Origin of the sequence: uncultured Methanobrevibacter sp., assembly GCF_902771435.1 — an archaeon.
In the GTDB taxonomy this organism is placed as follows: Archaea; Methanobacteriota; Methanobacteria; order Methanobacteriales; family Methanobacteriaceae; genus Methanocatella.
In genome coordinates, this window is the sequence record NZ_CACXXB010000007.1 from 44,757 (window position 1) to 67,156 (window position 22,400).

Sequence of the window (22,400 nt, forward strand, 5' to 3'; positions counted from 1 at the left end):
CTATTTTTTTTAAGTTTAATAACAAATTATTTAATGTATTTAAAACAAAACTTATTTTATCTTATCTTGGAGGATTATTATGAACAAAAGTGATTTGAAAAGAGATTATTTTATGCTCAAGGGACCACTTGCCAAAAAGGGTTATGACTGGTGGTGGCATTCCTTAACTGCATATAATAAAAAAACCGGTGAACCAAGGCCATTTTTTATTGAATACTTTGTATGTAATCCGGCATTGGCTGAAGAAGAACCAACTTTAGGACAATTGCCTGAAAATAAGGCAGCAGGCAAAAAACCGTCTTACTGCATGGTTAAGGCAGGAACATGGGGTAAAAATCCGAAGCAGATACATAATTTTTACTCAATGAAATACTTTGACTGTCCGGATGATGAACTGAACATTCGTGTAGGTGACTGCAGCCTTACTGAAACTCATATGAGCGGATTTTCAAGAGTGTCAGAAGAAGAGGCCCAAGCACACCCTGAATATATGTGCGATGCCGGAGAGATGATGTGGGATTTGGACATTGACAAGCAAATCGCTTTTAATGTGGGTTATGGTGCAAACTCCCTGTTTAGAAAATTAAACTCCTTTGAAATGTTCTGGCATGCTGAAGGAATTAAGACCCAATACAGCGGAACCATCTGGCTTGACGGTGAAGAATATGAGGTAATTCCGGAAAAATCCTATGGATATGCCGATAAAAACTGGGGAGGAGACTTTACCTCACCATGGCTCTGGATTTCATCATGTAACATAACAAGTCTTATAACAGGCAAAAAGCTGAATAATTCCGCTTTTGAAGCTGGTGGTGGAAAACCAAAGGCATTCGGTATTTCAATACCTCGTAAACTGTTAATAGGATTTTACTATGAAGGCACAATGTATGAATACAACTTCGCAAGATTCTGGAACATGGTAAAAATCGATTTCGACTTCCAGGAAGGTGAAGAGGTGCATACCTGGCATGTAAATGCAACAAACAAGAACTCCAGAATGGAACTGGTGCTTTATTGCAAACGTGACGAAATGCTGTTAATTAACTACGAAGCTCCTGATGGTCAGAAAAGACACAACCGTTTATGGAATGGTGGAAACGGTTGGGGTGAAATAAAACTATACAAAAAGGACGGAACATTAATCGACCATGTAAAAATTGAAAATGCAGGATGTGAATACGGGGAGTATGATAAGTAATGATATTCACAGATATCCTTGCATTGATTGTCGTTTATATTTATGTGGCCGTTATTTTTGTAGTGGCCGAAATGGTTTTAAAGACAAGGCCTGAAGTTTCACGTAAGTTTCTGCATATCATGGTAGGTAATATGATATTTGCCATGCCGTTTTTCTCAGATCCGTGGGTAATGGTATGGTTTTTAACACTTCCGATTACAATCGGGCTGTTCTTTTTGACAGAATATTCTCCTATCAAGATAGAAAACAGCGTAACAGAATCCGGTCATGCACTGGGACTGTTCTTCTATGCGGGCATATGGACAATTCTGATTGCAGTATTTACAACAATCGCTCCTGCAAATGACCCTAAATTCTTCATATGGATTGTGGCATTAGCTATTGTTCCTATGGTATATGGTGACGGATTTGCAGCACTTATAGGTCAGAAATTCGGCAGACTCAAATACACAGTGTTCGGAGGAACAAAATCAGTTGAAGGATCACTTACCATGTTTGTAATCACTTCAGTCATGAGTGTGTTCGTTTGGATGGTTTTTGCTTCAATCGGATGTGTAATGCCTGAATTCAATATAGTCTATATTTTAATGATTTCTGCTGTTGCAACAGTATGTGAAGCATTAAGTTACGGAGGTATTGACAATTTGTCAGTTCCTACCATAACTGCTATTTTATATTATCTGGTAGCTGTATTATAGCTACTTTTCTTTTTATTTTCTTTTTTTTCTAAAAACAAACACAAATTGTATATATTAATGATTAAAAAAATATCCTTATAATTTGTAAAAGGGGTAAATTATGCAATTTAGAAAGATATTGTTTGCATGTCTGATTATTATTTTGACATTGGGTGCGGTTAGTGCATCACAAACGGATAATAATTTGACAGATATTGATGATGCAATGATTGTCGAAGACAGCAATTCGACAGTTGCCGGTGATGAAACAGTTGTTGTGGATGAAAACTCAACAGATGCCGGTGATGTAAATAATGACACTGTCAACGGCACTGATGATTCCAAAAGGCCAATAACTGCAGACGACTTTTTTGTCTACACTACAAAATCTTTGGCCACTGAAGACGACGAGTGGGATGAACCGCAAATCCTGGTGTCTGATTTTCCTGAAAACGGTACTTTAAAAATATTTGTAAACGACAAATTGAAATTCAATAAAAAGGTTGATGCCCAAAATGTTGAATTTGTTTCTCTCGATATTGATGGCGTTAAGAGGGGTTTGGGTATAAAAACCCTTGGAAATTATAAAATTTCTATAAAATATGCCATGAGCAATCAAACAGTCAATCTTGCAGATTATAGCTTTTTACTCTATTCTGAGGATGAAAGAGACGCTAACAATCCGATATCAATTTACGATTTTCTGACTCTTAAAGAAAATGGCAATGCAATAAGGGTCACTGATCCTAAAGCCAGATATGTAGTCGGTACAGTCAAGGTTGCAATCAACGGAAAAAATGTTTACAGCAAGTCATTCAAGGCTTCAAATAAAATTAGGTATTTGTATATAAACTCATTCGATATTGCTAAGGGTTATGATCCTGGTAAGTATAAGGTTAAAGTCACTTATGCTTCAAGTACAGGCAAATCCTATTCTTTAACACAAAAAGTTAAATTTATAAAAACAATTCCTGATATATATGCTCCGGAGAAAATGTCAGTGGGCGAAAAACAAAGCATAATCATCAAATCCGCTAAGGGAACATCAGGTACTGCAAGTATTTATCAGGCTGTTGTTAAAACTTTTGAAGATGTATACATTAAAGGCTATAAAAAAGTTGGAAAACTATTTGATGTTGATATTGTAAATGGATATGCTAGCATTCCTTTAAACAACCTGACTACAGGCATATATGGATTTATAGTGGAATATAATGTAGAAGGATATAAGGATAGCCAAGAACTTTCAGTTGAGGTCCTGAATAACAGTGAAAGCTTTTCCGCCAAGGTTGTTCCTTCCCAAATCAGTTTCGGTGAAACTGTTAAGGTCAAGGCATATGGTGAGAATATGTCATATGTATATGGATATATTGATATTGACACCAGCCAGTTTGAGGGAACACTTAAACTCATGTCCGGCTATGCTTCCAAGGTATTCTATGGATTGAAGGTTGGAAAACATGCAGTTCGTGTTTGGTTCGATGATGGAATTACTTATTTCTCAAAAACATTTGACGTTGTCGTTAAGAAATCCAATATTTCATTGACACTTGAAAAGGTTAATGTCAAGAAATCAGCCAGCAAATTAAAAATTACTGCAAATTTAAAAATCAATGGAAAGGCGGCCAAATATAAAGAGGTTACTTTCAAGTTCAACAAGAAAACCTTTAAGGTAAAGACCAATAAAAAAGGCATAGCTACTGTTTCAATAGCGAAAAAACACTTTAAGAATCTTAAAGTCGGTAAAAAAGTTTCATATCTTGTAAGCTATGGTAAGGTTATTACTCTAAAAACTGCAAAGGTCGTAAAATAGGAAAAACTTATTTTTCCTTTTCTTTTTTTTAATTTTTGAGTATTTCACATCATTAACTGTCTATTTTTTTCAGTATTGCTAATTAACTTCAATTATAAAAATGAGGGTGTTTTAAATACAATGAATATTAAATATTCATCTGATGCTCACTATTATGCTGAGTGTAGGGCTATATTGGTAATATGTTGGCTATAAGTTTTCAAAAACTATTGCAAGCCTTAGAAAATAATCGGGAATGTCTTTATGGAGTTTAATGATAAGATTAACATCGATTTTGTTACATTGAGGGATAACGTTTTAAATGTTTCAGGTTATCTCAAATGTCAAAATGCTAAAAAGGGTGTTGATGTGAAGTGCAATGGCGAAAACGTCAGTGTCAATTCATTTGATTATCCGACAAGGCGTGATGAAGACATCTACAATTTTGATTTTAAAGTGCCCGTCAATGATGAAAATTTAAAAATTACAATAAATTCAACCGACGATGTAGATTATCCGATTAGGTTTAGGGAATTTTGCAACCTCTCTCATTTTAGTAAATATTTCGTTAAAGATAATAAGATTGTTTACTTCAATGGGTCATTTAATGTAAGGGATTATTCATATTCTTCAATGTTAAAATTGGAGGTAAAGGAGTTAATCGATATCATCAAAAATCGTCCAGGTTTTTACGGCCAGGCAATTTTATTCAGATTCATATTTCTCCTTGCATATCCGTTCATGAAAAATAAGGATATCTGGCTGGTGATGGACAGAAAGACAATGGCTGACGATAATGCGGAGCACCTTTTCAAATACATAAAGGATAAAAAGGATGGAATCAAGAAGTTCTTTGTCCTTCACAATGCAAGTCCTGATTTTTCAAGAATTAACCAGCTATTCAAAGGACAAATCCTTGACTGCGATTCATTCAAACATAAGCTATATTATATTTTCACAAAGAAGCTGATTTCATCACAGGGATCTGAATTTGACTTGAATCCGTTTTTAAACACAAACCATCAGTTAACTGCGGGCATCTGTAATCTTGACTTTTATTTCCTGCAGCATGGTGTCATAAAGGATAACATGTCCTCCTGGCTTAGAAAATATGACCGCAACCCAAAATTGATTGTAACCTCCACACAAAGGGAGTATGAATCCCTGTTTGATGAGGGATATTTCTATGATGAGGATGTTATTCAGCTTTTGGGCCTTCCAAGATATGATAATCTCACCAATGAAAATGTTAAAAAGCAGATAGTTATCATGCCGACCTGGAGAAATTATATTGAATCTGGTGACGATTTGCTTGATTCCCAATATTTTAAAAGGTTCAACTCACTGATAAACAATGAAAATCTCATAAATCACTGCAGGGATAAAAATTATGCAATCAGATTCAAGCCTCATCCGGAACTGACAAAATATCTGGACATGTTTGATAGAAATGATTTCGTGGAAATAGATTTGGATTCACGTTATCAGAATATCTTCAACGAGTCAAGCCTGATGGTAACAGACTACTCATCAATCTTTTTTGATTTCGCATATCTTAAAAAGCCACTGATTTATTATCAGTATGGAAATGACTATCACTATGATGTGGAAAACGGTTATTTCAACTACAAAAATAACGGTTTTGGGCCTGTATTCGACAGTGAAGATGAACTGGTTGATAAAATAATCGAATATATTGATAATGATTGTGAAATGGAAGACATTTACGAAAAACGTGTTGATGAATTTTTCAGATTTCACGATCAGGACAATTCCAAAAGATGTTATGAATGGATTATGAAGCATTAGCACAATGTCTTATTTTCTCTTAGTTTTTTCAAAAATGTGTATTTTTGATTAGTTTAGATGCAATAATTGTCATTAATATTATATAATATGTATTATAAAAATAAACTTATTAGATAAAGAGGGATAGGTTTTATGACGAATGCGAACGTAGGAAAAAAGAAATCAAAACGTATTTTTTACTTTGATGCTTTAAGGGCTCTTGCAATATTGTCTGTAATAATGTTTCATGTTGCAAAATCTTTGCAACCTCAGATTATTGCCACATACACTCCACATATCAATATTCACTGGTTATTTGGAGATTTTTTCTTTGCAGGATCAATCATAGGGGTTGATTTATTCCTTATGTTATCCGGTGCTCTGTCACTTGGAAGGGAATGGTCAATAAGGTCATTTTTAGGTAAAAGGATACCTAGGATTGTGGAACCATTTGTATTTTGGGTTATAATATTGGGATCTGCATTATTGTTAATTCAATTTTATAATCCTGGCATGATTAATGTGGTTTCTGCCTTTACCTTTGGACAAATTTCAGATTTTTTCATTAAAGCATGTACTGGTAAAGTTTTCGGATTTGGACCATATTGGTTCTTTTGGATGATTTTGGGTACTTATTTAATTATGCCTATTTTTAATAAATGGCTATTGCATGCCGATTTGAAGGAGGCGGAGTACTTTTTGGTTATTTGGATGGCTACATGTTTATTTACTTCAACTCTTTATAAGCCACTTCCAATTAAGCTAATATATTTCACAGGACCAATCGGAATGGTAGTTTTAGGTTATTATCTAAGGCACACCAAAAGAAAAATATTTGACAACTTATGGCTTCCTGTGCTGCTGATACTGATTGGGTTATTCTGTCTGATTTTCGGATCATTTTTAAACTCAAATGCAGAGACTTTATTCCATTTTGATAGATACTCCATTTTTAATGTAATCGAGGTTGCCGGAATCTTCCTGTTATTCAGAAACCTTTCAGGATTTACATTCAACAACGATTCATTATCAAAAGTTGGAGGAGTATTCAGAAAAGGAATATTCTCTATTGCAAAATACAGTTATGGATTTTATTTAATTCATCAGGCCATAATGAATGTATTTGTCAGATATTTAAAAGTCACTCACTCATTTAATGGTTACGGTACATTATTTGTGGAAATATTTGTGGTGACTTTGGTCATATCATGGGTAGTCATGGCGGTATTGAATAGAATTCCATATGTCAATAGGGTCATTGGTGCCAAATAAGATGATTTTATCATCTTTTCTTTTTTTTAATTCTTAATGGATACATTAATAAACAATAATAAATATAATTTATTCTATAAAACTTTTTAAGGTAGATTATGTCGAATGTAACCGCAACCAAGAAAAAAACTCGTATTTTTTATTATGATGCCCTAAGGGCTTTTGCTATAATTTTTGTAATATTGATTCATACAAGCAAATGGTTTGCTAAAAGCGAGCCTGTCCATTCACTGTTCTGGACATTTTCATCATCATTGGCATCTTTAGGCAATGTTGGTGTCCCAATTTTTTTCATGATCAGTGGTGCATTATTGCTGAACCGAAAATATGATGATTTGGGCGGTTTTTATAAAAAAAGGCTTTCCAGGCTTTTTATTCCATTTTTCTTCTGGATTATTTTTATTATAATTTTCAAGCTTAACTACCTGAATTACCCTGCTACAATTGAGGGTCTTATAGACATCATATTCTTTAAAGGATTCGTTTGGTATGTCTGGACAATGATGGGAATATATCTTATTGCTCCGGTAATCAATTCATTCATAAGGGAATACGGCATAAAAGGTGTTGAATATTTCCTGGCGATATGGCTTTTGACAATAATACTGAATACTTTGGGCATTTATCCAATTAAAAATGTGGAGCTAAGCTATTTTGCAAAATTCCTGGGATATTTTGTTCTGGGATGGTATTTGAATAATAAGAAGTTCAGCATATCCAATAAGGCAATGATGATTTGCAGTTTCATTGTTTTTGTTGTCTTTTCACTGGTTACTGCATATTGCATTTATCTGCAACTGCTTGATGAGGTTTATTACCTGACAATATTGCCTGTTATTCAGGCAATCGGCTTTTATCTGTTGTTCAAATCATGTGATGACTATGCAAAGGAAAGCGACACATCCATAACCAGCAGGTTTGTTTCATTTATCACAAACTCAAAAATCGGACAGATTATCACTTCTATAAGCATATGCAGTTACGGAATGTATCTGACCCATTATTTTGTAATTTGGGTTGTCAAAATAACAAATTATCAGACACATATTCTTTTAAGAAATCCATTTAAATGGATTCCTTTCATAATGCTAATTGCAATTTTATTCTCATGGGGTCTGATAGGGGTTTGCAGTAAGATTCCATATCTAAAAGAGGTCAGCGGAACTTAAGCATTAAAAAATTAATGTCGTTGATGGGTGTTTCAGTCAAGTTAAAAAAACTTTTTTAAATCCATCATTTTTCCCGTTTTTTTCTCAACATATAAATATTATTTTTTTCTAATATTATTATCATGCAAAATGATTTTAAGTTTTCGATAGTCACTGCTTTTTATAATTGCGAAAATTATATTCAAGAATCAATAGATTCAGTAGTTAACCAGACTCTCGATTTTAAGGAAAATGTTCAGTTAATCCTAATTGATGACGGTTCAACTGACGAATCTAAAACAATTGCATTAAAATACCAGGAGTCATATCCTGACAATATTCTTATTCTATCACAAAATCACGCCGGCCAGTCTGCCGCTCGCAATCTCGGATTGAAACATGCAGAAGGGGAATATGTAAATTTCCTTGACAGTGACGATAAGCTGTCTTGTGATGCTCTTGAAAAGGTGTTGGATTATTTCAAAAGGAATGATGTGGGAATAGTTTCAATTCCGGTAGAGTATCTTGGAAGTGATGAGGAACATATTCTTTTGGAGAAATTCGCTCAAAACAAGATTGTTAATGTTTTGGAGGACATTGAATATCCGCAACAGAATATTTCGTCATGTTTTATTAAAAAGGATGTTTTAACTGACAATTTCGATGAAAACTTAATCATAGGTGAGGATTTTCTTTTAATCAACAAATTGTTATTCAATGAAAAGAGATATGCAATTCTGAATAACTGCACTTATTTTCAAATGATAAGACCTGATGAAACAGCAGTTTCGGATATTGCAGTATCAAAAAAGGATTTTTTCACAACCAAAGTAAACCATTCATATAAAAAGCTAATTGACTATGCGATAAGTGAATTGGGATATCTGCCTGATTTCATCAAATATTCCCTGGCTTTAGACATTCAGGAATATTATGATGTTCCATCCTCAACGGTTTTAACCAAATCCGAATATAATGAATTTAGAAAATCCCTTCAGGATGTGCTGGCCTACATTGATGATGAAATCATTTTAAATCATAAGTTTTTAGGCGAAAACATCAAATCATTTCTGATTTATTTGAAAAACAATGAATTTCACATTGACGTTGAAGCAAATAGGGTATCCTTAAAATCCAATGACTTCACTATCGATGATCTCCATAAAAGTTTATTGGTTGTAGATGTTGTGGAAATCATTGAAAACAGTTTAAATTTCTCAACATTTTTCAGAAGCAGCTGTGATTATAAATATTTCACAATGCAGGCAGTTAAAGTTAAAAATGACGGTTCACAGGAAAGTTATGAGGGAAAATTCTTTGACTATCCGACAACCAACAGATATCCTCGCGAGTCAATCGGGGTTTGCTGGAATTTTGATTATTGCGTTGACTTTAAAATCCCGATTTCCAATGGTGAAGTTTCAAGAATTTATTTCAAATTAATTTATGATGAAGACGGAAAACATGCGGTAATGCACAATCCTCTGCAGTTCCAGAATTATGATGCGGGCCTTTCCAAAGTCTGCAACTATCTGATTAAAGATGATCAAATGGTGATATACAACAGGGCTGACGAGTCATTCTACCTACAGCCCTATTCATTTTTAAAGTCCGCAAAACTTGAAATAGTGTCCATGCTGAAAATGATTAAGGACCACAACAGCTCAACAGTTCCCGCAATATTTTACCATTTATTATATCTGTTCATGTATCCGTTCATGAGAAACAGGCGCATCTGGCTATTCCAGGACCGTGTCGACATTGCGGATGACAATGCAAAACACTTGTTCAGATATGCCGTAAAGCAGGATGATGAAATCGAGAAGTATTTTGTAATCAGCAAGGACTGTGAAGACTTCAGTGAAATGAAAAAGATTGACGACAATATCGTGCCTTTAGGTTCATTTAAAAATAAGTTCCTGTACCTCTTTGCCGAGAAAATGATTTCATCTCATGTAAACCACAGCTGGCTGAATCCGTTTTTCAATCCGAAAAGACCATATTATAATGGATTTTTGACTGTTGAGAAATGTTTCCTGCAGCATGGGGTTATTAAGGATGACCTGTCAAGCTGGTTTAGGAAATTCTTCCAGAACCTGCACTTGTTTTTAACATCATCCGACTATGAGCGGGATTCAATATTGGGAGACACATACAATTACGATGAAGAGGTTGTCCAGGCATTCGGACTTCCTCGCCATGACAATCTAAAATTTGGAGTTGCCAAAAAGGAGATCTTATTTGCACCGACCTGGAGAAAGCATCTGATAAACAGACAGGCATTTGAAAAATCCGAATATTACTACCGTCTCAACAGCTTTTTAAATAATGAAAGGCTACTGAATGCAATTAAGGATAAAGGTTATAAACTCGTATTCAGGCCTCATTATGATTTGCAGCCTTTCCTTGATTTATTCACAATAGATACTGATGTTATTGAAGTAAATACTCATGATTCCTATCAGACAATATTCAATAATTCTGCAGTAATGATTACTGACTATTCCAGTGTATTTTTCGACTTTTCATTTCTTAAAAAACCTGTAATCTATTATCATGAGGGAAATGACTACCATTATGATGAGGGATATTTCAGCTATGAGGAAATGGGCTTCGGTGATGTAATCGATAATGAAGAGGATTTGGTTGACAAGATTATTGAATACATGGACAATGACTGCGAAATGGAAGAAAAGTACAAAAAGCGTGTGGATGACTTCTTCAAATACACTGACCAAAAAAATTGCAGCCGTGTTTATGACTGGTTATATCAACATTAACTATATATTTTATTTAAAATATAATTACTAATATTAATATTTTTGATTTTAGGGATAGTTATGGGCGATTTTGATATTTCAATAATAAGATTAATAGATAATGAAATTTTGACAATTGAAGAGTCACTGGATTCCATCATCTCACAGAACAGAGATTTTGAAAAAAACATTCAACTCATTTTACTTGATTTGGGAAGCAGTGACGGGTCTTATGAAATTGCCCAGCAATATAAGGACAAATATCCCAATAATATTAAATTAATGCAGTATCGCGATGAATCATGGGGGTACGGTGTTTATTTCAATCAGGCTTTAAAGGAAGCTGAAGGGGAGTTTATTCACTTTTTCGATTCAAGGTCAGAATTATCTCAAAATGCATATTCCGAGGCTAAAAAATACATCAGGAAATATTCCTCGGAAGTGGATATAGTTTATGTTCCTGTTTATTATTTCGATAAAAAACAAAAAAAGCTTCTCCCTAAATGGGATTATGTCAAAAGTGATATTGTTGATGTTAATGAGCATATTGACCATTCAATCATTTATCTGGGTGCAGCATTCATCAAAAAAGACGCAATTGGTGATCTGCAATTTGATGAAGTGCTTATTGACTGTGAAATCGATTTGTTTTTCACAGAGATATTGATGAAAAAGGAAAAGTATGCATTGGTTCAAAATGCCAAATTCGTTCGTAACAAGAAAAAATTGCCAAATGAATACAAAACACCGAAATATGTTAAAAACAAGTTTAAACTATTCTTCAATTATTTCATTGATAAGTTTAATGGTGATGTTCCACGATATATTCAGTATATATTGACCAGTGAATTGAATCCGATTGTCCGTATCGATGATTTAAATGAATTTTATGACCCGAAAGAAACAGAAATCGAGGATATAAATGAATATTACGGTTTTGATGAAGGAATCGATTACGTGCCTGATGATTATGATCCGAAAAAGGAAATCGACAACTTTTGGAATGAATTATACAATGTTTTGGATGTTTTAAATCTCCAGGATTTGGAGGTTCACAATGAAGTTCCAAGGATTACAAGGTCATTCCTGGTATTTCTGAAAAACAGGGATTTCCATGTCGAATCAAGGGAGGATTTAAATAAGGTATTCTTAAAGTCAAATGATTATCTCATCAACAGTCTTCATTTCCATAAGCTAAGAATAGACATTATTGAGCTGATTGGAGATACTCTCAACATATCCGGTTCCCTTTCAAGCAATTCATATGCTGAAAACATGACAGTTGAGATGACACGCGAATTTGCAAACGGTAAAAAAGAGGTTTTCATTGGAAAATTTGTTGAGTATCCAACAACAAACAGACGTATCAAAACTTTTTTAGGCATTGATTGGCAATTCCCATACAATTTCGATTTGAAAATTCCATTAACCAAAGATGAAGTGTCCAATCTGACATTTAAGATAGTATATGATGATGAAAATCACCATGTTGCAATGGACAATCATATCGTATTTCGTGAATTTGCGGGACTGTCCAATTTAGGAAATTACCTAATCAAAAATGGAAGAATAATCTTTTTCAGAGGAAGAACATTCTACATCCAGCCATATTCATATTCATCAGTTTTAAAACTGGAATTCAAAGCACTCATCAGGATTTTAAGGACCGGAGGTCCATTCCTGCTTCAGGGAATATTTTACCGCATTGTCTATGTGCTTCTGTATCCGTTCTGGAAAAACAGGACAATCTGGCTGTTCATAGACCGTGACATCATAGCCGATGACAATGCAGAGCATTTATTCAAATATTGCATCAAGCAAGATGACGGAATAGAAAAATACTTCATTATAAATAGGGACAGTCCTGATTATGAAAGGCTAAACAGCTCCCTTGACAACGTGGTTGCTTTCGGATCTTTCAAGCATAAAATCAAGTATCTATTTTCTGAAAAAATCATGATTTCCCAGGTTACAAGAGGTATCCTAAATCCTTTCACCCATGAAAACAGCTATATCTACGAAGGTTTATCCACCTATAAATTCTGCTTTTTACAGCATGGAGTAACAAAGGACGATATCTCATGGTGGATTAAGAAGTACCATAAGAATCTATACCTGTTTTTAACCGTATCAGATTTGGAAAGGGATTCAATGGTCAATGGCCATTATAATTATGAGGAAGACAGAATTCCTGTATTGGGATTCCCTCGTTATGACAATCTAAAAAGCGACCCTCAAAAGGAGATACTGTTCATCCCTACCTGGAGAAGAAAACTTGATAATCCTGAAAAGATTTTAAACTCCGATTTCCTTAAAAGCATTAACAGCTTTTTGAGCAACGAAAGGTTAATTGAAAAAGCTAATGAAATGGGCTACAAGATAGTATTCAGACCTCACCCTGAGCTTTGGAAATTTTTAGACTTTATCAATTTGGAAAATGTTGTTTTATCTGAAGGTCCGTATCAGGAAATGTTTAAGACAGCTTCCGTAATGATTACCGATTACTCATCAGTTGCCTTTGATTTCGCTTATCTCAAAAAACCCGTTATCTATTATCAGGATGGGGAATATCATTATGGTGAAGGATATTACGATTATGAAACAATGGGCTTCGGTAAGGTAGTCGAAGATGAAGATGCCTTAGTTGATAAAGTTATCGAGTATATGGAAAACGACTGTAAAATGGAGGATGAATATGCCTCAAGGGTCGATTCATTCTTTAAATACACAGATAAGAATAATTGTAAGCGCGTATACGAGTGGCTTTTAAAGCATTAGGACAATTTTTAATTGTCATTTTCAACTTTTTTTTTTAACAAATTTTTTTTCATATGATTTCAAGTGGTGGTTTTTGCATCTTAATCACTGATTTTTGCATTTTGGAAACATCGCCAAATAGCCATTTATATAGTCTTTTACCAAGTTATATTAACGAATAGTTATTTGGTGATACAATATGGATATAAGAAAAGAAGCCGAAAGAAGAGTTGATGCAAAAATCGAATTTCAAGAAAATCTATATAAATATTTGATTGTAAATTTAATAATAGCAATAGTTAGCATATGTTTTTTACAAAGTTTCTGGTTATTGTTCTTCGTAATGTTTTTCTGGGGCATCGGTGTTTTGGAAAAGTTCTTCAAGGCATATTCATTTCATGATATTGCAGGACATGATTATAGGGAAAAGATGATTAACAAGGAAATATCCAAAATGGGTGATTAGATGAGCGATTTAAGATCAAGAGCAGAAAAACGTGTAGACGATAAAATTAAATTTTACAGAAACTTCACAGCGTATGTTATTGTTAATGCAATTTTGTTTGCCATAAACTGGTATTTCACTCCTGAATTCTGGTGGGTTGCATTTCCATTATTTTTCTGGGGTATTGGAGTACTTAAAGACTTTTTAATGGCATTCGTATTTGTTAATTTCGATAATGAAAGTTACAGGGAACGTAAAATTCAGGAAGAAATGGAAAAATTAAGGAAATAAATCATGAAAGTGAATCTATTTGTATCAAAAGACATCAAAGAGCCTTATGCAGACATTCACACGGATGTACTGACCGACAATATTACAAAGGCAATGTCCATTCTTGAAAGCGATGACTCAAATGATATGCTTGCAGTCAAGAAAGGATCAGACATTGCACTTTTGGAGTTCAGCGATGTGTTCATGCTTCGTGTTGAAGATAAGCAGGTTAAAGTGTATACTGAAAAAGCGGAATATCTCATTAAAAAACCTTTATATCAGGTTGAAGAGACTTTAAGTTCTGATTTTGTAAGAATATCCAAAACAACTATCGTTAATTTAAGAAAAATTGAAAGAGTAGCTCCATCATTAAAGGGAATGATGTTTATACAGCTTAAAAATGGTTTAAAGGATAATATCTCAAGAAAATACTTGCCCGATTTTAAGCAGGCATTGGATTTATAGGTGAAAACATGAAAATAGATTTGATAAAAAGATTGGCGTTGGGTGCTTTCGTGGGCTGTTTTATTGTAATGATGGTCATGGTTTTAATTTCTCTACAGGATGGTCCTCAAAATGTAAGTTTTAGTGGGACAACAATGATAAATGCCTTTTTGGGATCAATCGTTGTCGGCTGGGGATTTTCATTGACAGGCATTATCTATGAACGTGAAGATATTGCATTTCCTCTTCAGGTGGCATTCCAGATGGGTATTGGAATGCTGATACTGTTCATAGTCGCAATTTATCTTCAATGGATGCCTGTTAACCTTGGAATAGGAATCATTGTTGAATGGATAATAATTGCATGTGTATTTGCAGCGGTTTTCTGGTGTGGCTTTTACATATATTATTATCTGGTTGCACGTGACCTGAACAATAAGTTAAATGCTAAAAAATAGGATTAAGGTAAATAGCTAAGCTATTTACTCTTTATTTATATTTCTTTTATATCCGACTGCCAACAGTATCAGTGTAAATATGATGATGGCAATGAAATATTTCATATCAATTTCTGTTTTTTTGGATACTGATGGAGTTTCATTAAGTTCATATGCCTTTTCATCGTTACTTGTTTCGCCGACAGATGATGTTGAATTCCCAACGGCTAAATTTTGATTGTTTTCATTAACAGTTGATGCTGTTGAATTGATTTTTGTTTCATCACTAGCGGTTTTTTTAATTTCCGGTGTTTTTTGTGTAATTGTTTTTTCAGAATCAGTTTTATCTTTAGGATCATTTTCACTTTCAGGCTTTTTGAATTTGTTATTCAAATCCTCCAGGGAATCATCCGGGAAATAGTCTTCAAGCAAATCTGAATATCGGTTTAATGAATCGACATTTAATTTAGTGAATAAATCTGATTTGATTGTCTTTGATACTTTGCTTCTGGATGTGACATTGTCCGGATCGATTACTGATGAATCATTCGGATTTTCATCTCCCCAATCATTATTGTCGAATTGGGTGTACAGGTTATAGGAATCTTTCCATTTTATGAATATCTCCTTACCGTACGGTGAAGTGTTGTTTGTTATTAGATTGTCATGGACATTCATCTCGGTTTTCTGATTATACATCGGTTGTTGAATGTAGAATGACCCTCCGGTTTCACCACCGTCATTATTCATGATGATTGACTCCTGCAGATTGAGATCTCCTGAAACCATTACTGATCCGCCGTTTGTTCCGGCAGTATTGTTTAAAAATATGCATCTTTTAATGTCTGAAGTTCCTGACCAGCTGTAATATGCTCCTCCCCATTCATCTGCATGATTGAACATGAAAATACAGTCCTGAACATCTCCGAATCCATAAACGCTAACTCTTATTGCTCCTCCATCACGGTGGGCGGAGTTATTGATGAAAACGCAATTGTAAATGTAGGAATTGGCATAGCATGTTGTTATTGCTCCCCCATCATGGTCGGCATGATTGTTGAGAAATAGGGAGTTGGTGACCAGCAGATATCCCCTTTGCTTTTTGGTACCATAATTGGAAATTCCTCCTGCATTGGTATTGTTTAATGCGGTATTGTTGATGAATATGCAATTGTCAACAGTCACATGTCCTGTTTCTATGGAAATTGCACCGCCGAAATTATCTGACAATCCATTAATGAACGTAATGTTTTTGAAGGTAACATGGACATCGTTGCTTCTTATAAGAAAAATGCTTGATTTTTCTTCACCGTCAATAATGATGTCTCGGGGATTTCCCTTTCCCTGGATTGTGATGTTTTTGGTAATCTGGACATTATGGATTTTATATGTTCCGGGTTTCAGGTTAATTGTGTCATTGTTTTCAGCATTAACGATTTTATTTCCCAACGATGAAACTTCTTTTTGATAGCTATTCTCATTAATGTGTAGTGTGTTGTCCTGTTCGCTTACAATTTGCAGGCTGTCTGTGATGTTTTCATTTGCAGCTGCGCAATTCAGTGAAATAATGGCAATTGCTAATAGCAGTAATATTGATATGCATTTTGTTTTTATGTTTTTCACCCCCTCTTTTTTGAATTAAAAGGTTGTTGCCATTGAAATCTTTGTATTTAATGACATATATTTATATTCATATCTTATAAATTTATTTTTTTATAAAAATTCGTTTTTTTATTAAAAAAGTAATCTAAATCGTTTTTTTACTATTTTAATTAAATATTATTTATTTTTTCAATATGAAGTTATATACATCAAGTTAAATTTTTAATAAACATATTATTATAATTTAATAAATTATATTATTTGTTATTAATAGGTTATATTATCAATTATTGGTTAAAATTTGTTTTATTAAGATTATATTGTTTTACTATCGGTTTTCATATTTTTATAGATATTCGATAAACGATAATATTTATATTGCATGTCGTTACATAAATAATATTCACTAGTATAGAATCATTGTCAATTTGTTGGAATCATGTCCAATAATTTTTTTCATTATTGACTTTCATATTAGTATCAAAATTTCAATTAAATAATTATGGAGAAATAAATTATGAATAACAAAAAGATATTAGTATCTTTTCTTTTAGTTGTTTTAATTGCAATCTCTCTTGGTTCAGTTTCAGCAGAAGATGCAACCGATGTTGCAGTGGCTGAAGACGCATCAGATGTTGTAATTGCAGATTCTATTGAACCTGCTGGTGCTACTGTTGCTGATGTGCAAAATGCAGTTGACACAGCTAAAACTGGAGATACAGTTGATTTAAGTAAAAATGCAGAATATGATTTCACCAATCAAACTGTAACTATTGCTACAGATGGTATCATTATCGACGGTAAAGGTACCACAACAATTAAAGGATATGGTGACGGTAATGGTATTTTCGCTATAAGCAAAGCTCAAAACGTTACTATTCAAGGTATCAAATTCATTGACACCAATCCTAAAAACGATTTCAAATATAACGGAACTACTGCCGGATGGGGTGTAAGTGTTTCAGCTGCTCCTGGCGCTTTAATTAAAGACTGTGAATTCACTGATTTCAACAGTGGTATTGTTGTAATGCAAACTACCGGCTGTACCATTGAAAACAACAAATTCAATGGAGGTTACTCAACCAAATTAGCTAACGACCCTACCGTAAACAAAGAACAAGGTTCCAAATCATTAAACATTTACAGACAATCTGCTGAAGTTGTTGTCAGAAACAACTCTTTTGTAGGACCTATTCTTGATGGTGTATCCATTGCACAAGGTAGTGGATCCAACCAAGTTATCGACAACTACTTTGAAGGTAACTGTTACTCCATTTACTTCGGTGGAGCTTCCACTGCAGGTTCTGTAGTTAAAGGTAACACTTTCGTTAACTGTGGTTTCTTTAAAGAAGGAGACATCTTATGGGAAGGTTTACCAGTAATCAGTGTCCAAAAATCATCTGATAATATTTCGATTGCAGACAACACCTTCAAAGCAATTAACAATAACATTTTAATTGCAGCTGAAAAAGGTAATGAAGCACACGGTGCTCCAACCCAAATCGGTAACATTAACGTAACCGGAAACACTATTGAAAAATACACTGACGATGCTAAAGACATTATTTTATTCCACATTTTAGTAAGGGACAGTAATTCTTTAGAAATTACTTCTCCAATTAACGTAACCGGAAACACTTTAGTTGACACTGCAAAAGGTATTTCTATCGAATTTGACGGTAAAGAAATTTTCTCAGCTTCCAACGCTTACTTAAACACTACTTTAGATGCAAACAAAGTATTCAGTAATGAAACTTTATATGACACTATCCTGACTGTTAATGATATTAAAACTTACGTTGGCGATAAAGCTGCATTGAAAGTTGTTTTAACTGATTCTAACGGTATCGGATTATACAACAAATTTGTAAATGTTTTCATTGACGGCGTTGATCTTTCAGGAAATACCGATAATAATGGTGTTTTAGAGTTTGATATCACTGGAAAATCTGTTGGTACAAATTATGTTGTTGCATCATTTTTAGGTGAAGGTAACCTTTATAAAGGATCCGTTGACACAGCTAAAATTACTGTTTCTAAAAAAGCAACTACTTTAACCGCTGCTAAAACAAAAGTTTCAGGTAAAGTTAAAAAAGCTATCAAAGTTAAAGTTACTTTGAAAAACGGTAAAAAAACCATTAAAGGTAAAAAAGTAACTGTTAAAGTTAATGGTAAAACCTTCAAAGCAACTACCAATGCTAAAGGTGTAGCTACTATTTCTGTAAAAGTAGCTAAAGCTGGTACTTTCTCTGCTAAAGTTAAATTTGCAGGAGACAGTGCTTACAAAGCTTCTTCATCCAAAACTGTAAAATTCACTGTAAAAAAATAGATAAGTAATATTTTATTACTTATTTTTTTCTTCTTTTTTTTAACTTTACATTTCAATTTAACCATTTTTCATTGTTTTGGTGCATGCATGAAATTAAATCAAGTTTTCACAATACTAATTGCTTTTGATTCTTATTTTAGGGGGAGGATATTATTAACAAAATTAAGTTCAGATTACTGATGTTGTTAATGCTGGTTTTTTCGATATTGCTTGTCAATGCAGTTTATGCGCAGGACAACAGTACTGCCAATTTATCAGTAGGCACTGATGATTTTGGTTCAATTCAGAATTTGATTGATAATGCGCAGAGTGGCGGTTCAGTTCATCTGGATGATAAGACATATCTTGGCAACGGTTCTGCAATAACAATAAATAAGGACATTTCGATTTACGGCTCAGACTCATCAAATACAGTATTGGATGCCGATTACAAGTCCAATATATTGTATATTTCAAAAAATGTGAATGTTAATGTATACAATTTAAATTTTATCAACGGTAAGACTTCACAAAATGGTGCAGCTATTGACAATTATGGAATTTTAACAATCAGGGATTCCAAATTCATCAATAATTATGCGGAATGCGGTGCGCTACGAGGATCCACTGGTTCTAAAATAACTGTTTATGATTCTTTATTTGAAAACAATAATGCGGAATTCGGTGCGGCAATCGATAGTTACAGTACCAATGCCAAAATAATCAACTGTACTTTCATTAAAAATCACAGCCATGAAGGGGGAGCAATCTACAACCGATTCGGCGATATTCAGCTAATCAATTCCGCATTCATTAATAATTCGGCTACACGTGGTGGCGGAATATACAACAACAGAGGATATCTGATAGTCAAAAACTCAAAGTTCCATTCCAACTCTGCATCCCATTTGGGCGGTGGAGTTAAGAGCTGGGGAATGTGTGATATTTATGACAGTGACATAAGGGACAATACCGGCCAATATGGTGGAGGCGTTTACATATCAGAGGACACCATGCATGTCGAAAACTCCATCATCGAAAACAACCGTGCAGAAGAGGGTGGAGGTTTAATAGCCGATTCCTTCGGTACTTTAATTATCAAAAATTCTAAAGTAAACAATAACTATGCCTTATGTGGTGGGGGAATATCAAGTTCCTGCGGGCATCTGAATGCTACAGATTGTATTTTAAACGGTAATGTTGCTAAGGAAGAAGGTGGAGGAATATATTCCACATTAGGCACAATTGCAGGTGTCAAATTCACATTCTATCTTCAGAATGTTTCACTAAACAATAATGCTGCCGAATACGGTGGAGGATTGGCTTTGGGAAATGTAATTAATAAGATGGTTTGTGTTGATTTAGCCAATAATTCTGCCGTTGAAGGTGGGGCAATTCATAATGCGGGCAATTTAAATCTCGATAAATTTACATTAACATCCAATGCGGCCAATTCCGGAGGGGCTATTTATAACAAAGGCACAATAAACTTAACCAAATCTAGTTTAAATTATAATTCTGCAGATAAAGGAGGCGCAATTTACAATATTAATAATTTAAACATTTCAGATTCCACTTTTGAGTATAATAAAGCCAAATCATATGGCGGCGCAGTATATAATTTGGGAAATTTAAATCTCTTTAACAGTGAACTTGATTATAATAAAGCCGGTTTTGCCGGCGCAATATATGATGTGGGCAAAACAACTGAAATCGATTATTCATCCTTTAACAGTAACAATGCAGATCGTGGAGCTGCAATATATTCTGACACCAATTTGACAATATCCAATTCCAAATTCCAGAAGAATGTTGTTTCCCATAGTCTGGGCGTTATTGATGTTGTAAATGGTAATGTGAATATTTCCAACACATTATTTGATTCAAATACAGGTTCTGATGAAGGCGGAGTAATATTTAACATTAACGGCACTATTCTGATAAATAATTCACAATTCACCTCAAATGCTGCAGTAAGCTATGGTGGGGCAATCGATAATGCCGGAAAATTAACAATAGTCAATTCATTTTTCGATAAAAACCAGGCATATGGTGCAGGTGCTATTGATAACGGCGGAGAGCTAACCATCATTAAATCCAATTTCACAAACAATAAGGCAACTAAAAATGGTGGAGCAATTGACAATAACAATTACCTTAATATTGTCGGATCCATTTTTGAAAACAATGTTGCTGGAAACCAGGGCGGTGCAATCATTGCAAGACAAGACATTAATTTGACTTACAGTTCACTATTTGCAAATAAGGCATCTGCCGGTGAAGCTATTTTCATGAATGGTAAAAATAGCAATATTTCAAATAACTGGTGGGGAAGTAACACTCCAAACTTCGAAGAATTGTTGAATGACGGTTCAGATGTGTTAAACTGGATTGTAATGGGCATTGAAAGCACATCTAAAATGATGCAATATGAAAAGGCATCCGTCATCATTGATTTGTCAGATGTTTCAAACAGAAACGGTTCAATCTCCAAACTGGATTCACCGGAACTACTTCCTATATTTAAGGTTAATGTAATCGGTGGGGATGATGTACTGGTATCTAAAGGAATATTTTCCGATTCCGTGAGGATTCCTGGAAAAAATCCTGTGACATTCAGATTAAACAATCAGAGTTTCGTTTTCAAAACCGTTAAAAATCCGTCAAAGATCATTAACAATAAAAATGTCGTTGTGGATTATAACGGCAAAGCAACATTCAAAGTTCGTGTCATTGGAAACAATGGGAAAATTGCCGGTAAAAATGAAGTTGTTGTGATGAAAGTCAAAGGTAAGAATTATAACGTTAAAACCAATTCTAAAGGTTATGCATCAAAAACATTCGATTTCACTCCGGGAAAATACACAATAAAAACCACTTACAAGGGCTCAACAGTCAAAAACACAATTACTATTAAAAAAGTCTTAAAGGCTAAAAGTACCACTATGAAAAAGGCTAAAAAGGTCAAATATTCAGCGACTTTAAAAACAAGTAAGGGCAAGGCCATTTCCGGCAAGAAAATCACTTTCAAGATTAACGGCAAAACCTACTCTGCTAAAACCAATAAAAAGGGCGTAGCTACTGTTGGCTTTAAGAATTTAAAAGTGGGAAAATATTCCATTGTTGTCAAGTATTTGAAATCTCAAGTTAAAACAACTTTGAAAATTAAAAAATAGTGATGAGGTTAATTCACCTCATTTTCATTTTATTTTTACAGTTATCTTTTTTTGTGAAGCTTTATAGGAGCTGTCTCCTGCAAATTTAATCAATGCAGTAAATTTTCCTTTTTTTGTTAATTTGATTTTAAATGTAGCTTTTCCTTTAACCGTCTTTGCAGCATATGTTTTTTTGTTTACTTTTAGGGTTACTTTTTTCTTATTGAGTGTTTTCCCGTTTCCTTTTAATGTTATTGTTATTTTTTTGGTTTTTGCCTTTGCCTTGAAAGTTTGTGATTTTGCAGTTATTGCTGTTTTGATTTTGGTTGTTTTCTCTTCATTTTTAAA

The 22,400-nt window shown here is 34.0% G+C and carries 16 protein-coding genes; 14 read left to right on the plus strand and 2 right to left on the minus strand.

Annotated elements, in window-relative coordinates:
- The first annotated feature begins 79 nt into the window (after positions 1 to 79).
- The 12 genes from QZU83_RS02960 (at position 80) to QZU83_RS03015 (ending at position 15,008) form a co-directional block, all read left to right on the plus strand.
- Positions 80 to 1,198, plus strand: a complete 1,119-nt coding sequence (locus QZU83_RS02960) for a tocopherol cyclase family protein (protein WP_295609539.1) — start codon at positions 80 to 82, stop codon at positions 1,196 to 1,198.
- Positions 1,198 to 1,896: a diacylglycerol/polyprenol kinase family protein gene (locus QZU83_RS02965; protein ID WP_295609540.1), complete on the plus strand. Its 699-nt coding sequence runs from the start codon at positions 1,198 to 1,200 to the stop codon at positions 1,894 to 1,896. The genes QZU83_RS02960 and QZU83_RS02965 overlap by 1 nt, the downstream gene beginning before the upstream one ends.
- A gap of 100 nt (positions 1,897 to 1,996) precedes the next feature.
- A complete protein-coding gene (locus QZU83_RS02970) occupies positions 1,997 to 3,688 on the plus strand; it encodes a hypothetical protein (protein ID WP_295609542.1) in 1,692 nt (563 codons plus the stop codon).
- A gap of 243 nt (positions 3,689 to 3,931) precedes the next feature.
- Positions 3,932 to 5,476 (plus strand): CDP-glycerol glycerophosphotransferase family protein, encoded by a 1,545-nt coding sequence (locus tag QZU83_RS02975; protein WP_295609543.1) that lies wholly within the window; start codon positions 3,932 to 3,934, stop codon positions 5,474 to 5,476.
- A 132-nt stretch (positions 5,477 to 5,608) separates the two neighbouring features.
- The gene (locus QZU83_RS02980; protein ID WP_295609545.1) at positions 5,609 to 6,727 is read left to right on the plus strand and encodes an acyltransferase; all 1,119 of its coding nucleotides are present in this window, start codon (positions 5,609 to 5,611) and stop codon (positions 6,725 to 6,727) included.
- A gap of 98 nt (positions 6,728 to 6,825) precedes the next feature.
- Positions 6,826 to 7,896, plus strand: coding sequence for an acyltransferase (locus QZU83_RS02985; RefSeq protein WP_295609546.1), 1,071 nt, complete (start codon positions 6,826 to 6,828; stop codon positions 7,894 to 7,896).
- 122 nt (positions 7,897 to 8,018) lie between these two features.
- On the plus strand, positions 8,019 to 10,655 hold the full coding sequence (locus QZU83_RS02990; RefSeq protein ID WP_295609547.1) for a CDP-glycerol glycerophosphotransferase family protein: 2,637 nt from the start codon (positions 8,019 to 8,021) through the stop codon (positions 10,653 to 10,655).
- Positions 10,656 to 10,715: 60 nt separating this feature from the next.
- A complete protein-coding gene (locus QZU83_RS02995; RefSeq protein ID WP_295609549.1) occupies positions 10,716 to 13,412 on the plus strand; it encodes a CDP-glycerol glycerophosphotransferase family protein in 2,697 nt (898 codons plus the stop codon).
- A gap of 178 nt (positions 13,413 to 13,590) precedes the next feature.
- Entirely contained in the window at positions 13,591 to 13,857 is a 267-nt protein-coding gene (locus QZU83_RS03000; RefSeq protein ID WP_295609550.1) for a 2TM domain-containing protein, read from the plus strand.
- Positions 13,858 to 14,127, plus strand: coding sequence for a 2TM domain-containing protein (locus QZU83_RS03005; protein WP_295609552.1), 270 nt, complete (start codon positions 13,858 to 13,860; stop codon positions 14,125 to 14,127).
- 3 nt (positions 14,128 to 14,130) lie between these two features.
- Positions 14,131 to 14,571, plus strand: coding sequence for a LytTR family DNA-binding domain-containing protein (locus QZU83_RS03010; protein WP_295609553.1), 441 nt, complete (start codon positions 14,131 to 14,133; stop codon positions 14,569 to 14,571).
- A gap of 8 nt (positions 14,572 to 14,579) precedes the next feature.
- Positions 14,580 to 15,008, plus strand: a complete 429-nt coding sequence (locus QZU83_RS03015; protein WP_295609555.1) for a DUF3021 domain-containing protein — start codon at positions 14,580 to 14,582, stop codon at positions 15,006 to 15,008.
- Between the two features lie 24 nt (positions 15,009 to 15,032).
- On the opposite strand, the gene QZU83_RS03020 is transcribed toward QZU83_RS03015, so the two are convergent.
- A complete protein-coding gene (locus tag QZU83_RS03020; protein ID WP_295609557.1) occupies positions 15,033 to 16,610 on the minus strand; it encodes a hypothetical protein in 1,578 nt (525 codons plus the stop codon).
- A gap of 496 nt (positions 16,611 to 17,106) precedes the next feature.
- Here QZU83_RS03020 and QZU83_RS03025 point away from each other — a divergent pair, with 496 nt between their 5' ends.
- Together QZU83_RS03025 and QZU83_RS03030 are read left to right on the plus strand one after the other, a co-directional pair.
- On the plus strand, positions 17,107 to 18,918 hold the full coding sequence (locus QZU83_RS03025) for an Ig-like domain repeat protein (protein ID WP_295609559.1): 1,812 nt from the start codon (positions 17,107 to 17,109) through the stop codon (positions 18,916 to 18,918).
- Between the two features lie 188 nt (positions 18,919 to 19,106).
- A complete protein-coding gene (locus QZU83_RS03030) occupies positions 19,107 to 22,073 on the plus strand; it encodes a hypothetical protein (RefSeq protein WP_295609561.1) in 2,967 nt (988 codons plus the stop codon).
- A 24-nt stretch (positions 22,074 to 22,097) separates the two neighbouring features.
- Here the strand turns inward: QZU83_RS03030 and QZU83_RS03035 are convergent.
- The coding region (locus QZU83_RS03035; RefSeq protein ID WP_295609563.1) for an Ig-like domain repeat protein at positions 22,098 to 22,400 on the minus strand (303 nt) is incomplete at its 5' end.

What these genes read in the sequence shown, in the direction of transcription:
- QZU83_RS02990 (WP_295609547.1), top strand. Translation starts at nt 8,019, where the DNA reads ATGCAAAATGATTTTAAGTTTTCGATAGTCACTGCTTTTTATAATTGC.
- QZU83_RS02975 (WP_295609543.1), top strand. Translation starts at nt 3,932, where the DNA reads ATGGAGTTTAATGATAAGATTAACATCGATTTTGTTACATTGAGGGAT.
- QZU83_RS03030 (WP_295609561.1), top strand. Translation starts at nt 19,107, where the DNA reads ATGCTGGTTTTTTCGATATTGCTTGTCAATGCAGTTTATGCGCAGGAC.
- QZU83_RS02980 (WP_295609545.1), top strand. Translation starts at nt 5,609, where the DNA reads ATGACGAATGCGAACGTAGGAAAAAAGAAATCAAAACGTATTTTTTAC.
- QZU83_RS02985 (WP_295609546.1), top strand. Translation starts at nt 6,826, where the DNA reads ATGTCGAATGTAACCGCAACCAAGAAAAAAACTCGTATTTTTTATTAT.
- QZU83_RS02970 (WP_295609542.1), top strand. Translation starts at nt 1,997, where the DNA reads ATGCAATTTAGAAAGATATTGTTTGCATGTCTGATTATTATTTTGACA.
- QZU83_RS02960 (WP_295609539.1), top strand. Translation starts at nt 80, where the DNA reads ATGAACAAAAGTGATTTGAAAAGAGATTATTTTATGCTCAAGGGACCA.
- QZU83_RS03015 (WP_295609555.1), top strand. Translation starts at nt 14,580, where the DNA reads ATGAAAATAGATTTGATAAAAAGATTGGCGTTGGGTGCTTTCGTGGGC.
- QZU83_RS02965 (WP_295609540.1), top strand. Translation starts at nt 1,198, where the DNA reads ATGATATTCACAGATATCCTTGCATTGATTGTCGTTTATATTTATGTG.
- QZU83_RS03000 (WP_295609550.1), top strand. Translation starts at nt 13,591, where the DNA reads ATGGATATAAGAAAAGAAGCCGAAAGAAGAGTTGATGCAAAAATCGAA.
- QZU83_RS03025 (WP_295609559.1), top strand. Translation starts at nt 17,107, where the DNA reads ATGAATAACAAAAAGATATTAGTATCTTTTCTTTTAGTTGTTTTAATT.
- QZU83_RS03005 (WP_295609552.1), top strand. Translation starts at nt 13,858, where the DNA reads ATGAGCGATTTAAGATCAAGAGCAGAAAAACGTGTAGACGATAAAATT.
- QZU83_RS02995 (WP_295609549.1), top strand. Translation starts at nt 10,716, where the DNA reads ATGGGCGATTTTGATATTTCAATAATAAGATTAATAGATAATGAAATT.
- QZU83_RS03010 (WP_295609553.1), top strand. Translation starts at nt 14,131, where the DNA reads ATGAAAGTGAATCTATTTGTATCAAAAGACATCAAAGAGCCTTATGCA.